This is a genomic window from Oceanibaculum indicum P24 (genome assembly GCF_000299935.1).
GTDB lineage: Bacteria > Pseudomonadota > Alphaproteobacteria > Oceanibaculales > Oceanibaculaceae > Oceanibaculum > Oceanibaculum indicum.
Genome location: NZ_AMRL01000003.1, coordinates 120,705 through 133,594 on the forward strand (window position 1 = coordinate 120,705; position 12,890 = coordinate 133,594).

The 12,890-nt window shown below is 65.3% G+C and carries 14 protein-coding genes; all 14 read right to left on the reverse strand.

Going from position 1 to position 12,890, the window contains the following annotated elements:
* Nucleotides 1-1,986, reverse strand: a complete 1,986-nt coding sequence (locus P24_RS03950; protein ID WP_008943407.1) for a heme lyase CcmF/NrfE family subunit — start codon at nucleotides 1,984-1,986, stop codon at nucleotides 1-3.
* 10 nt (nucleotides 1,987-1,996) lie between these two features.
* Nucleotides 1,997-2,488: a cytochrome c maturation protein CcmE gene (gene ccmE / locus P24_RS03955; protein ID WP_008943408.1), complete on the reverse strand. Its 492-nt coding sequence runs from the start codon at nucleotides 2,486-2,488 to the stop codon at nucleotides 1,997-1,999.
* Nucleotides 2,481-2,645 carry a heme exporter protein CcmD gene (gene ccmD, locus P24_RS03960; RefSeq protein WP_008943409.1) on the reverse strand — a complete coding sequence of 55 codons (165 nt, stop codon included), beginning with the start codon at nucleotides 2,643-2,645 and terminating at the stop codon, nucleotides 2,481-2,483. Before ccmD ends, ccmE begins: the two co-directional genes overlap by 8 nt.
* A gap of 116 nt (nucleotides 2,646-2,761) precedes the next feature.
* Nucleotides 2,762-3,499 (reverse strand): heme ABC transporter permease, encoded by a 738-nt coding sequence (locus P24_RS03965; protein WP_008943410.1) that lies wholly within the window; start codon nucleotides 3,497-3,499, stop codon nucleotides 2,762-2,764.
* A gap of 2 nt (nucleotides 3,500-3,501) precedes the next feature.
* Nucleotides 3,502-4,182 carry a heme exporter protein CcmB gene (gene ccmB / locus P24_RS03970; protein WP_008943411.1) on the reverse strand — a complete coding sequence of 227 codons (681 nt, stop codon included), beginning with the start codon at nucleotides 4,180-4,182 and terminating at the stop codon, nucleotides 3,502-3,504.
* Nucleotides 4,179-4,832, reverse strand: coding sequence for a heme ABC exporter ATP-binding protein CcmA (gene ccmA / locus P24_RS03975; RefSeq protein WP_008943412.1), 654 nt, complete (start codon nucleotides 4,830-4,832; stop codon nucleotides 4,179-4,181). Before ccmA ends, ccmB begins: the two co-directional genes overlap by 4 nt.
* Before the next feature lie 109 nt (nucleotides 4,833-4,941).
* Nucleotides 4,942-5,997 carry a cytochrome-c peroxidase gene (locus P24_RS03980; protein ID WP_008943413.1) on the reverse strand — a complete coding sequence of 352 codons (1,056 nt, stop codon included), beginning with the start codon at nucleotides 5,995-5,997 and terminating at the stop codon, nucleotides 4,942-4,944.
* 124 nt (nucleotides 5,998-6,121) lie between these two features.
* Complete coding sequence (locus tag P24_RS03985; RefSeq protein ID WP_008943414.1) at nucleotides 6,122-6,475, reverse strand: hypothetical protein; 354 nt, start codon at nucleotides 6,473-6,475, stop codon at nucleotides 6,122-6,124.
* Between the two features lie 15 nt (nucleotides 6,476-6,490).
* The gene (locus P24_RS03990) at nucleotides 6,491-7,726 is read right to left on the reverse strand and encodes a phenylacetate--CoA ligase family protein (protein WP_237740161.1); all 1,236 of its coding nucleotides are present in this window, start codon (nucleotides 7,724-7,726) and stop codon (nucleotides 6,491-6,493) included.
* Between the two features lie 19 nt (nucleotides 7,727-7,745).
* Nucleotides 7,746-8,594: an ABC transporter ATP-binding protein gene (locus tag P24_RS03995; protein WP_008943416.1), complete on the reverse strand. Its 849-nt coding sequence runs from the start codon at nucleotides 8,592-8,594 to the stop codon at nucleotides 7,746-7,748.
* A 67-nt stretch (nucleotides 8,595-8,661) separates the two neighbouring features.
* Nucleotides 8,662-9,978: an ABC transporter substrate-binding protein gene (locus tag P24_RS04000; RefSeq protein WP_008943417.1), complete on the reverse strand. Its 1,317-nt coding sequence runs from the start codon at nucleotides 9,976-9,978 to the stop codon at nucleotides 8,662-8,664.
* An 88-nt stretch (nucleotides 9,979-10,066) separates the two neighbouring features.
* On the reverse strand, nucleotides 10,067-11,146 hold the full coding sequence (locus P24_RS04005) for a branched-chain amino acid ABC transporter permease (protein ID WP_008943418.1): 1,080 nt from the start codon (nucleotides 11,144-11,146) through the stop codon (nucleotides 10,067-10,069).
* Between the two features lie 4 nt (nucleotides 11,147-11,150).
* Nucleotides 11,151-12,044, reverse strand: a complete 894-nt coding sequence (locus tag P24_RS04010) for a branched-chain amino acid ABC transporter permease (protein ID WP_008943419.1) — start codon at nucleotides 12,042-12,044, stop codon at nucleotides 11,151-11,153.
* Between the two features lie 20 nt (nucleotides 12,045-12,064).
* Complete coding sequence (locus tag P24_RS04015) at nucleotides 12,065-12,889, reverse strand: ABC transporter ATP-binding protein (RefSeq protein ID WP_008943420.1); 825 nt, start codon at nucleotides 12,887-12,889, stop codon at nucleotides 12,065-12,067.
* Nucleotide 12,890 lies beyond the last annotated feature (1 nt).

Genomic DNA, 12,890 nt, shown 5'->3' on the forward strand with positions numbered 1-12,890 from the left:
TTACTCCGCCGGGACCGGCAGGGCGGCATCGCGGGACTGCCGCGCCGGGGCGCCGATGCGCAGCCGCCGGTCGGCCAGCGACACCAGCCCACCCGCCGCCATGATGACGGCGCCGAACCAGATCCAGGGCACCAGCGGATTGTGATAGAGTCGGACAGTCCACAGTCCACCCTCATTGCTCTCGCCGATCACCACATAGAGGTCGGAGAGGCCGTTGGAGCGGATCGCCGCCTCTGTGGTCGGCATGCGCGTCACCGGATAGACCCGGCGCTCCGGCGTCAGTTCGGCGATGAAATCGCCGTTCCGCCGGACGGTAAACACACCCTGCTCGGCCACATAGTTCGGCCCCTGTACCCGGCGGACAGTATCGAACCTCAGGTCATAGCCGGCAATCGACAGGGTCTCACCCGGGCGGGACGCATTGACCGATTCCGTCTTCCACAGAATGTCGCCGGTGATGCCATAGATCACGACCGCCATCCCGGCATGGGCGATCCACATGCCATAGGCGGACCGCGGCAGCCCGCCGGCCCGGCGCAGGGCATCGCCCAGCGGCACGCGGAACAGCTTCACCCGCTCCGCCCAGTCGGTCAGCACGCCCATCAGCAGCCAGGTGGCAAGCGCGAAGCCAAAGGCCGACAGCACCGGCGCACGCGTCGCGAAATAGAACACCGCCAGCGCCACGATGACGGACACGCCGATGGCGACCCGCAGCCGGCCCAGCACGCCGGCAAGGTCGGCACGCTTCCAGGCCAGCATCGGCCCCGCCGCCATCAGCAGCACCAGCGGCACCATCAGCGGAATGAAGGTGGCGTTGAAGAAAGGCGGGCCGACCGAAACACGCTCCCCGGTCATCGCATCCAGCAGCAGCGGATAGAGCGTGCCGAGCAGCACCGTCGCCGTCGCCGTCGCCAGCAGCAGATTGTTCAGCACGAGACCGCCCTCGCGGCTGACCGGCTGGAAAAGGCCGCCCGGCTGCAGGGAAGGCGCGCGCAGGGCGTAGAGCACCAGCGAGCCGCCGACGGCGAGGACCAGCAGCACCAGAATGAAGGCGCCACGGTCCGGATCAACGGCGAAGGCATGCACCGAGGTGAGGATACCCGAACGCACCAGGAAAGTGCCCATCAGGCTGAGCCCGAAGGTGATAATCGCCAGCAGGATGGTCCAGCTTTTCAGCGCGTCGCGCTTTTCCACCACGATGGCGGAGTGCAGCAGCGCCGTGCCGGCCAGCCAGGGCAGGAAGGAGGCGTTCTCCACCGGGTCCCAGAACCACCAGCCGCCCCAGCCCAGCTCGTAATAGGCCCACCAGCTGCCGAGCGCGATACCCAGCGTCAGCGCGGTCCAGGCGGCCAGCGTCCAGGGCCGGACCCAGCGCGCCCAGGCGGGGTCAACCCGGCCCTCGATCAGCGCCGCCACGGCGAAGGAGAAGGCGACCGAGAAGCCGACATAGCCGAGATAGAGGAAGGGCGGATGGAAGGCGAGGCCGGGGTCCTGCAGCAGCGGATTCAGGTCGTTGCCGTCCAGCGGCGGCGGAAACACGCGCTCGAACGGGTTGGAAGTCAGCAGGATGAACAGCAGGAAGCCGACCCCGATCATGCCCTGTACCGACAGCACGCGGGCCTTCAGGCTGGGCGGCAAATTGCGTCCGAATACGCCGACCATGGCCCCGAACAGCGCCAGGATCAGCGACCAGAGCAGCATGGAGCCCTCGTGATTGCCCCACACGCCGGTGATCTTGTAGAGCATCGGCTTGGCCGAATGCGAATTCTGCATCACGTTCGAGACAGAGAAGTCGGACGTGACGAAGGCCCAGGTCAGCGCCAGGAAGGACACCAGCACCAGCGCAAACTGCGCGGCGGCCGCCGCCGGCCCGGTCGCCATCAGCGCTGCCGACCCGCGCGTGGCCCCCAGCATCGGCACCAGCGACTGCACCGCCGAGACGAGCAGCGCCAGCACCAGGGCGTAATGGCCTATCTCAGCAATCATCGACGGATACTCATTTCCGGACGCTCTGCGACGCATCCTCGCGCCAGTGCTCAGCCCGCTTCAGCGCCTCGGCGACCTCAGGCGGCATGTAAGTCTCGTCATGCTTCGCCAGCACCTCGCGGGCAACGAACACACCCTGCCGCAGCTCGCCCTCGGCGACCACCCCCTGCCCTTCGCGGAACAGGTCGGGCAATATCCCGGTATAGGTCACCGGCAGGGAGTTCACCGTGTCAGTGACGCGGAAGGTGATGGTCATGCTCTCGGGGCGCTGCACGCTGCCCTCCTCGACCAGCCCGCCAAGACGGAACGGGCGGCCATCCTCGACCGGCTTGGCCTGAAGGTCGCTGGGGCTGAAGAAGAACACCAGATTATCCTCGAAGGCATTCAGCACCAGTGCTGTCGCCGAGGCGAGCGCCAGCATGCCGAGGCCGACGATATAGAGCCGGCGCTTCTTGCGTGTGCCGGCCTTGATGCGGCCCTTGCCGGAGGGGGCGTTACTCATCGGCGGCCTCCAGCCGGCTCAGTTCGGCCTCGCGCCGGCGCAAGCCTACAAAGCTCACCGCCAGCAGCACGACCAGCACGGTGGCCGCCACCGCATAGGACGACCAGATATAGACGCCATGGCCGCCCATCGCGAAATAGCTGGAAAGATCGTTCAAATCGACACCCGATCCTCTGGCATGACACTTCGTTTACTAAGAATAGGGGTTCCGGCCGGCGATGCCAGAGGCTAACGACGCGGATTGCTGCGGCATCTCGTCTCCGTTCGTGCGCCTTACGATCCCCACTCCTCCATCTTTCGCTGGCGCAAAACCAAAATACGCCGCTCCAGCAGCCGGCTGCGCACGCGCAGCAGCAGCAGAACGAGATAGAGCAGCAGGAAGGCCAACCCCATCAGCAGCAGCGGCGTCAGCATGTCCGGATGGATCGCCGGCGCATCCAGCCGCGACACGCTGGCCGGCTGATGCAGCGTGTTCCACCAATCGACCGAGAATTTGATGATCGGAATGTTGATCCAGCCGACCAGCGCCAGCACCGCGCCCGCCCGCGCGCCGCGCTGCGGATCGTCGAAGGCATTCACCAGCGCGATATAGCCGAGATACAGGAAGAACAGCACCAGCACGGAGGTCAGGCGGGCATCCCACACCCACCAGGTGCCCCACATGGGCTGGCCCCACAGCGCGCCGGTCGCCAGCGCGATGGCGGTGAAGCAGGCGCCGATGGGCGCGCTTTCCTGAGCGATCAGATCGGCCAGCGGATGCCGCCAGATCAGCGCCATGGCGCTGGCGATGGCCATCGAGCTGTAACAGCCCATCGCCATCCAGGCCGAGGGCACATGCACATACATAATGCGCACCGTCTCGCCCTGCTGGTAGTCCGGCGGCGAGTCGAGCAGGCCGAGATAGAGGCCTGTCCCCATCAGCAGGATCGTCGCCAGCGCCAGCCAGGGCAGGATGAGCGCACTGAGCCGCGAGAAGCGGGCCGGATTCGCCAGATAATGCAGTTTCGACATCTCTATTCCACCGCATGACGCAGGGCGGCCGACGCCGCCCAGGGACAGAGCGGCAGCGCCGCCAGAAACAGCGCCGCCAGCAACATCAGATGGGGCGCGGTGGGATAGCCGCCAACCGCCGCATCGACCGCGGCCACCCCGAAGATCAGCACCGGCACCGTCAGCGGCAGCACCAGCAGCGATACCAGCACGCCCGACCGCCTGGCACCCAGCGACACCGCCGCCCCCACCGCGCCCAGCAGGCTGAGCGTCGGCGTGCCCAGCGCCATCGCCGCGACCAGCGCCGCGAACCCGTCCAGCGGCAGGTTCAGCAGGATCGCCAGCACCGGCGCCGCCAGCAGCAGCGGCAGGCCGGTGGTCAGCCAGTGCGCCAGGCATTTGGCCAGCACCAGGAAGCCCAGCGGCAGCGGCGACAGCACCAGCAGTTCCAGCGAGCCATCCTCGTAATCTGCCTGGAACAGTCGGTCGAGCGACAGCATGGCGGCCAGCAGCGCCATCACCCAGATCACGCCGCCGGCGATCCGGGCAAGGACATTGGCATCAGGCCCCACGGCAAAGGGAAACAGCACCGCGCCCAGCACGAAGAAACCGACCACCAGCAGCACGTCGGAGCCCTGCCGTCCGGCCAGCCGAAGGTCGCGCCCCAGTACCGCGCCGAAACCGCCCAGCCCCAGCACGCTCATGCCGCCTCGCTATTTGTGGCGGAACGGGACGGTGCGAAACGATCCATCGCCAGCACATCGGCACCGGGCAAATCGATCTCCGCATGGGTGGACAGCACCACCATGCCGCCCTCGGCACGATGTTCGGCGATGATCTTCTCCAACTCCGCGATGGTGGCCACATCCAGCGCCACCGTCGGCTCGTCCAGCAGCCACAGGCCGGTTTCCGCTGCCAGCAGGCGCGACAGGGCCAGCCGGCGCTTCTGCCCGGCCGATAGCCAGCGCCCCGGCGCGCCGGCCAGATGCGCAATGCCGAACCGGCGCAGCGCGGCCTGCACCCGCTCCGCATTGTCCTCGTCATGCAGGCCGGCCCAGAAGCCTAGGTTCTCCAGAACGGTCAGTGTCGGCTTCACCGCGTCCAGATGGCCGACATAGCAAAGGTCGGCGCGGTGCGCATCCGGCTCCGCCGCCACCGGCGCCCCGGCGCGGATGAGCGTTCCGGCTGCCGCCGGCAGCAACCCGGCCATGATCCGCAGCAGGCTGGATTTGCCGCTGCCATTCGGGCCGCGCAGCAGCAATGCCCCGCCCGCCGGCAGCGCAAAATCGACGCCGGTAAAGACAAGCCGGTCGCCCCGCTGGCAGGCAAGGCCGTTGCCGCTGAAATCGTCCATGCCTCTTTCTTAGTCGTTGATCAGGTTCCGGTCCAGCGGACACGGGGCCGCAACTCAGAAGAGTCGCGACCCCGGTCGCTTACGGTCCCGAAGGACCGTCCCCCCTCACCTACTTCTTGATGACCTCAGAGGTGGGCCGCGGCGTCTTGGCGGTCTCCGGCGGCAGCACCGGATAGGTGACCGGCGGCACGGTGCCCGTCAGCGATTCCAGGAAGGCCGTGATCAGCCGGACCTCCTCCTTGTTCAGCTCCTCGCCCAGCTGGGAGGTGCCCATGATGGCCACCGCCACCTGCAGGTCCCACACCATGCCGGAGTGGAAATAGGGCGCGGTCACCGCAATGTTGCGCAACGGCGAGGCGCGATAGACATATTCGTCATCCGCCGTCTTGGTGACCTCATAGCGGCCCTTGTCGTCCGGCGGCAGGATTTCAGCACCCGGCTTTTCGATGACGCCGAACGGATAATAGCCATGGCCGCCGACATTCACGCCGCTGTGGCAGGCCGAGCAGCCCTTGTCCATGAACAGGGCCAGCCCCTTCTTCTGCGCCGCCGTCAGTGCCTCGTCATCGCCGTTCAGGAAAGCATCAAAGGGCGCCGGTGTAATGAGGGTTGCCTCGAACGCCTCGATGGCCTTGGCCAGATTGTCGAAGGTGACCGGGTCCTTTTCGCCCGGGAAGGCCTTTTTGAACCAGTCAACATATTGCGGCATGCTCTTGATGGTCGCCATCACCACCGGCGGGGTGTTCGCCATTTCGACGCCGGCCTGAATCGGGCCCTTCGCCTGTTCCTTCAGGTCCGCCGCGCGGCCATCCCAGAACTGCGCCTCGTTCAGCACAGAGTTGAACACGGTCGGCGAGTTGCGCGGGCCGCGCTGCCAGCCATGACCGATCGAGGTCGGCAGATTGTCATCGCCGCCCGTCGCCAGATTGTGGCAGGAATTGCAGCTGAACACGCCTGAGGCGGACAGCCTGGGGTCGAAGAACAGTGCCTTGCCGAGGTCGATCTTCTCCGGCGTGATGCGGTTGTTCTTCACGGCCGGGATGGTCGATGGCAGGGGCTTGAAGACTTCCAGCGCCGCATCGCGCAGCGGGTCGGCCAGGGTGGGTGACCCGGCAGCCGACATAGCGAAAGCGGAAGCTAGCAGAACGCCCAGAATCTTCTTCATGGCTGGCTCCTTTGCTCCATGTCCGGTAGCAGGAAGAGCCTATGCCGATTAAGCGCCGCAGCATTGATTTAGATCAAATCTAAAGAGCCTAATAATCAATCAATAACATATGGTTATAAAATATTCACGAATTGTTCAATTTATATCGAATGTGCAGCGCAAACCATCCCAGCAGAGGCGGGAACAGCGCCACCAGAAACCCGCTGATGGCGTGGCCGTTGCGGCTGCGCAGATATTGCAGGTTGAACAGCGCGATACAGCGTTCCACCCGCTCGTAATTCCCGGCATAGCGCGCCCGGCAGTCCCGTTGTCCGGCATAATAGGCCGCATCATAGACCTGTGTTGTCGGCGGCCATGTATAGAGCCAGACGATGGCGACGCCGACGATCCAGACAGCGCTGCCCAGCGCCAGCAGCCGGTAGGCGCGGCGCTGCCGCCGTACCTGTTCCTGCTTCCTGCTGTTCGCTGCCGCTGTCATGGCGGCAGCATAGCATCACTCGTAGCTGCGGGTGTCCTCGATCACCTTGCCGTCATTCGGCAGGCTGCCGGGGGCGACCAGCTCGACCGTGCCCTTCAGCTTGGTGGTGGCCTGCAGGCTCTCGGCGATGCGGGCGGCCAGCGCCGCGTCCTGAGTCGTGGATTCACAGCGCAGAACCATCTCGTCGCGGCCGGCGCTGCCGCCGACCACAAGGCGGAAGCGGGCGATCTCGGGATGGCGTTTCGCGGCCTCGGCCACCTGGCCGGGATGCACGAACATGCCCTTCACCTTGGTGGTCTGGTCGGCGCGGCCCATCCAGCCCTTGATGCGGCGGTTGGTCCGCCCGCAGGGGCTGAGCCCCGGCAGGATGGCGGACATGTCGCCGGTGCCGAAGCGGATCAGCGGATAGTCCGGCGTCAGGGTGGTAACGACAACCTCCCCTACCTCGCCATCGGGCACCGGGTCGCCGGTGCCGGGGCGCACGATCTCCACGATCACGCCTTCATCCAGGATCATCCCCTCCTGCGCCGAGGATTCATAGGCGATCAGCCCCAGATCGGCGGTCGCATAGCATTGCAGCACCTGGCAACCATGGCCCGACAGCTCAGCGCGCAGCGAGGGTGGAAGCGCCTCGCCCGAGACCAGCGCCTTTTTCAGGCAGGAAATATCGGCCCCGGTTTCCGCTGCCTTCTCGAACAGGATCTTCAGGAAGGACGGCGTGCCGGCATAGCCGGACGGGCGGATATCTTCTATCGCGCGCAGCTGCAACTCGGTCTGGCCGGTGCCCGCCGGCACCACGGCACAGCCCAGCGCGTGGGCCGCCGTCTCCAGCATCGATCCGGCCGGCGTCAGATGGTAGGAGAAGCTGTTGTGCAGGATATCGCAGGGCCGGAACCCGGCGGCATAGAGCGCGCGGGCGAAGCGCCAATAGTCCCGCCCCTGCCCTTCCGGATCATAGATCGGCCCCGGCGACATGAAGATGCGCGCCAGCGCGCTGGGCCGCTTGGCGTTCAGCCCGCCGAAGGGCGGGGCCTCCCGCTGCAGGGCGATCAGATCGCCCTTGCGGGTGACCGGCAGCGCCGCCAGCGCCTCCCGGCTGGTCACCCCTGCCGGATCGACCCTGGCCAGCAGCTTGCCGAAATAATCGGTATGGCTCTTCGCATGCGCGACAATCGCCGGCAGTCGGTCCAGCAGCTGCGCCTCGCGCAGGGCCGGATCGCGGGTCTCCAGAATATCGAAATACGCCACTATCTCGCCTTTCCCAGCCATTCTAGCCGAGCCAGCGCTTGCGCCGGCGATACTGCTTCACGTCGCGGAAGCTCTTGCGGCCGGCACCCGACAGGCCGAGGTAGAATTCCTTCACATCCTCATTGTTGCGCAGGGCATCGGCAGCGCCATCCAGCACGATCCGGCCATTTTCCAGGATGTAGCCAAAATGGGCGTAGCGCAGCGCCACATTGGTATTCTGCTCGGCCAGCAGGAAGGACACGCCCTCCTTCTCGTTCAGCTGCTTCACGATCTCGAAAATCTGCTCGACCAGCTGCGGCGCAAGGCCCATGGACGGCTCATCGAGCAGGATGATCTTCGGCCGGCTCATCAGCGCGCGGCCGATGGCGCACATCTGCTGCTCGCCGCCCGACGTATAGCCGGCCAGGCTGGTCCGCCGTTCCTTCAGGCGCGGGAAATAATGATAGACCAGCTCCAGATCGTCGGCGATGGCCTGCCTGCCTTCCTTGCGGGTATAGGCGCCGGTCAGCAGATTCTCCTCGACCGTCAGATGCTCGAAACAGTGGCGGCCTTCCATCACCTGGATAACGCCCATGCGCACCAGCGCGTCCGGTGTCAGCCCGTCGATGCGTGTGCCGTCGAAATGGACGGAACCCTTGGTGACCTCGCCGCGCTCCGCGCGCAGCAGGTTGGAAATCGATTTCAGCGTGGTGCTCTTGCCCGCCCCGTTGGCGCCCAACAGCGCGACGATGCCGCCCTGCGGCACTTCGAGGGAGACACCCTTCAGCACCAGGATCACATGGTCATAGATGACCTCGATATTGTTCACCGAGAGCAGCGCCCCGGCCGGTTCTGTGGCGGCGTCCAGTCTTTCTGCGGTTGCGCTGGTCATGGCGTCTTCCGTCATCCTCGGGAAAGAAAAGGGGGACCGCCCGCTACGGACGGTCCCCAATAGCCGATTACATCTTGCAGTCGCGCGGGGTGATGTTCTTTTCCTTCGCGTACTGCATGGCCGACGCCTCGTACATCTTGGTCAGCATCTCGCGGCGCGGGTTGATGAAGTCGGAGACATAGTTCCAGTTCTTGCCGTCCCACTGCTGGATGACGACGGCGCCGCCGCCCTCATGATCGTTGCAGGACAGCTTGATCGGCGACATCAGGCCGGTGAGGCCCAGCTTGTCGATCACTTCCTGGGTCATGTTCAGGTTCTCGAAGCCCCACTGCACCTGCTCGCCGGTCAGCGGCTTGTTGCCGAACTTGCCCTGCGCGGTGCGGATCGCCTCGACCGCGATCGCCGCATTCACCAGGCCGCGGTTGTAGAGCACCTCGCCGAAGGTGTCCTTGCCGATGCCCATGTTCTTGGCATAGAGCTGCTCGCGGATCTGCGCGTGGATCGGCGCGCCGGTGCCGGTGCCGGTGAACTGGGCCGACTTGTAGCCCTTGGCGGCAGCGCCAGCCGGCTTCACGTCAGCCTCGGAGCCCGACCACCAGATGCCGATGAACTTCTCCATCGGGAAGCCGACGGCAGCCGCTTCCTTGATGGCGGTCGCGTTCATCACGCCCCAGCCCCACATGATGACCCAGTCCGGCCGCAGCTGGCGGCCGATCTGCAGCCAGGTCGCCTTCTGCTCCAGGCCCGGATGGGCGACCGGGAACAGGTTCAGGCTGTAGCCTTCCTGCTTGCCCAGCGCCTGCAGCGTGGCAATCGGCTCCTTGCCATAGGCGCTGTCATGATAGACCAGCGCGATCTTCTTGCCCTTCAGGCTGCCCTTCTCCTGCGCCTGGATGTACTGGATGATGGCGTCCGCCCCCGCCCAGTAGGTCGCCGGCGCGGTGAAGACATAGGGGAAGACCGAGCCTATGGTGGCGTCCGCACGGCCATAGCCCATGGAGAAGACCGGGATCTTATCGGCGGTCGCGCGCTCGATCAGCGCGTAGGTGATGCCCGTCGAATAGGGGTTCACCAGCGAGGCACCGGTCGCCCCCTGCTTCTTCAGGCGCTCATAGCATTCGACGCCGCGGTCGTTGTTGTAGCTGGTCTCGCATTCTTCCCAGCTGATCTTCACGCCGTTCACGCCGCCATCGCGGGCATTGATCAGCTCGAAATAATCGACGAAGCCATTGGCCAGCGGGATGCCGCTCGGCGCGTAGGGGCCCGTGCGATAGACCAGCAGCGGGATGAACTGCTCCGCCTTGGCCACGATCGGCGCCGCCAGCAGCGGGGCCGCAACCACCGCCGCACTGGCGGCGGTCAGAAGCAACTTCCTGATGTTCATGGTTTCACTCCCTGTTCCTTGGTTTTCTCCGTGTTGCCGGAACTCTTGCGGTTCCTTGCCCGAAGCTTTTCTGTCGCTTGCCGCCTGGTCAGTAGGGGAACGGCCAGAGCCGCATTTTCTCCTTCGCGATCTGCCAGAGCCGGGCAAGCCCGTGCGGCTCCACGATCAGGAAGAAGATGATGAGCGCCCCGAAGATCATGAATTCGAGATGCGCGATCATATCGACCGGGATCTGCCACCCAATCAGCCCCGGCACGTTGTTCAGCAGGATCGGCAGCAGCACGATGAAGGCCGCGCCGAGGAAGGACCCCAGGATGCTGCCCAGTCCGCCGATGATGATCATGAACAGCACCTGGAAGGAGCGGTTGATGTCGAAGGCCAGCGCCTCCACCGACCCGGTATAGATGAAGGCCCACATCGCCCCGGCGATGCCGATGAAGAAGGAGGAGATGGCGAAGGCCGACAGCTTGGCCATCAGCGGCCGGATGCCGATGATCTCGGCGGCGATGTCCATGTCGCGGATCGCCATCCAGGACCGGCCGATCTTGCAGCGTGTCAGGTTCTTCGCGATCAGCGCCATCACTGCCACGAAGCCCAGCAGGAACAGGTATTTCGCGACCGGCGAGGCGGAGGCCCCGGTGACATAGAAATCGCCGAACAGCGCGCGCGGCGGTGCCGAGATGACGCCGGACGGGCTGTAATTGTTGAACCAGCCGAACTTGTTGAACATCCAGATCAGGAAGAACTGCGCCGCCAGCGTCGCCACTGCCAGGTAGAACCCCTTGATGCGCAAGGACGGCAGACCGAACAGCACGCCGACCGCCGCCGCCACCCCGCCCGAGAGCAGGAAGACGATCAGGATGTTCAGCTCCGGGAAGGCGGTGGACAGCTTGTAGGCGGCAAAGGCGCCACAGGCCATGAAGCCGCCGGTCCCCAGGCTGAGCTGCCCGGCATAGCCGGTCAGGATGTTCAGCCCGATGGCCGCCAGCGAGAACACCAGGAACGGCACCAGGATCGACAGCAGCCAGTATTCATTGGCCACCACCGGGATGACGAAGAAGGCGACAAACAGCGTCACCAGCATGCCCCAGCGGTCCAGGCGGATCGGGAAGATCGCCTGGTCGGCGGCATAGGAAGTCTTGAATTGTCCGGCCTCGCGGTAAATCACGGCGTCACACCCTCTCGATGATCTTTTCGCCGAACAGGCCCTGCGGCCGGAACAGCAGCACCAGCATGGCCAGCATGTAGGCGAACCAGTCCTCAATGGCGCCGGCCAGGAACGGGCCGATGAACACTTCCGCCAGCTTCTCGCCGGCCCCGATGATCAGGCCGCCGATGATGGCGCCGGGGATCGAGGTGAAGCCGCCCAGGATCAGCACCGGCAACGCCTTCAGCGCGATCAGCGCCAGCGAGAACTGCACCCCCAGCTTGGAGCCCCACATGATGCCGGCGACCAGCGCCACCAGCCCCGCCACCGACCAGACGATGACCCAGATGACGCGCAGCGGAATGCCGACCGACATGGCGGCCTGATGATCGTCGGCGACGGCGCGCAGCGCGCGGCCGATGCGGGTCTTCTGGAAGAACACCGCCAGCACCGCGACCAGCACACCGGCCACCACGGCGGCCACAAGGTCGAAGCTGTTAACCAGAATATCGCCAAAGAACAGCGGCTGGTTGGGGATGCCGATATCCAGCGCATAGACGTCCGAGCCCCACAGCGTCTGGCCGAACCCGTCGATGAAGAAGGTGATGCCGATGGTCGCCATGAACAGGATGATCGGTGGCTGGTTCACCAGCGGTCTCAGCACCGCGCGCTCCACCGCATAGGCCAGCAGGATCATCACAATGATGGCGATCACGATGGCCAGCGGCACCGGCACGCCCATGTTGATGAAGCCGACCAGCGTGAGGGCGGCGAACAGCACCATCGCCCCCTGCGCGAAGTTGAACACGCCGGATGCCTTGAAGATCAGCACGAAGCCCAGCGCCACCAGCGAATACATGACGCCGGACAGCAGCCCGCCGATCAGCACCTCGAAGAAGAACGGCCAGGAAAAGAACATGCCTTGCTACCCCTTCGCGGTCAGTGGCTGACGCCGAGATAGGCGTCGATGACGCGCTGGTTTGCGCGCACCTCGTCGGGCGTGCCGTCGGCGATCTTCACGCCGTAATCCAGCACGACCACGCGGTCGGAAATATCCATCACGACGCCCATGTCATGCTCGATCAGCACGATGGTGGTGCCGAACTCCTGATTCACTTCCAGGATGAAGCGGCACATATCCTCCTTCTCCTCGACATTCATGCCGGCCATCGGCTCGTCGAGCAGCAGGATGTCGGGCTCCATCGCCAGCGCCCGGCCCAGCTCCACGCGTTTCTGCAGGCCATAGGGCAGCCGGCCGACCGGCGTGCGGCGCACCGCCTGGATTTCCAGGAAGTCGATGATCTTCTCGACCGCCTCGCGGTGCTCCAGCTCTTCCTTCTGCGCCGGCCCCCAGTAGAGCGCCTGCCAGAACAGGCCGCGCTTCATCTTCAAGAGCCGCCCGGTCATCAGATTGTCCAGCGTGCTCATGCCCTTGAACAGCGCGATGTTCTGGAAGGTGCGGGCGATGCCGTTCTTGGCGGCGGTGTTCGGGTCCATGGCGCGCAGCGTGCGGCCCTGGAACTCGATGGTGCCCAGCTGCGGCTTGTAGAAGCCGTTGATGACATTCAGCATCGAGGACTTGCCGGCGCCGTTCGGGCCGATGATCGCCAGAATTTCGCCCTTGCGCACCTCAAAGCTGACCTTGTTGATCGCCTTCACGCCTCCGAAGCCCAGCTCGATATCGGTCAGCCGCAGCACCGGCGCGCCGCCGCGCTGGGGTGCCGGGGCCAGGGTCTGGGCCAGTGCCGAATCCGCTTCCGCCATC

Bases quoted from the DNA above. Each gene is read 5' to 3' on its own strand.
- P24_RS04000 (WP_008943417.1), bottom strand. From the start codon at position 9,978: ATGAACATCAGGAAGTTGCTTCTGACCGCCGCCAGTGCGGCGGTGGTT.
- ccmB (WP_008943411.1), bottom strand. From the start codon at position 4,182: ATGAGCGTGCTGGGGCTGGGCGGTTTCGGCGCGGTACTGGGGCGCGAC.
- P24_RS03965 (WP_008943410.1), bottom strand. From the start codon at position 3,499: ATGTCGAAACTGCATTATCTGGCGAATCCGGCCCGCTTCTCGCGGCTC.
- P24_RS04015 (WP_008943420.1), bottom strand. From the start codon at position 12,889: ATGGCGGAAGCGGATTCGGCACTGGCCCAGACCCTGGCCCCGGCACCC.
- ccmE (WP_008943408.1), bottom strand. From the start codon at position 2,488: ATGAGTAACGCCCCCTCCGGCAAGGGCCGCATCAAGGCCGGCACACGC.
- P24_RS03985 (WP_008943414.1), bottom strand. From the start codon at position 6,475: ATGACAGCGGCAGCGAACAGCAGGAAGCAGGAACAGGTACGGCGGCAG.
- P24_RS03950 (WP_008943407.1), bottom strand. From the start codon at position 1,986: ATGATTGCTGAGATAGGCCATTACGCCCTGGTGCTGGCGCTGCTCGTC.
- P24_RS03980 (WP_008943413.1), bottom strand. From the start codon at position 5,997: ATGAAGAAGATTCTGGGCGTTCTGCTAGCTTCCGCTTTCGCTATGTCG.
- P24_RS03995 (WP_008943416.1), bottom strand. From the start codon at position 8,594: ATGACCAGCGCAACCGCAGAAAGACTGGACGCCGCCACAGAACCGGCC.
- P24_RS04010 (WP_008943419.1), bottom strand. From the start codon at position 12,044: ATGTTCTTTTCCTGGCCGTTCTTCTTCGAGGTGCTGATCGGCGGGCTG.
- ccmA (WP_008943412.1), bottom strand. From the start codon at position 4,832: ATGGACGATTTCAGCGGCAACGGCCTTGCCTGCCAGCGGGGCGACCGG.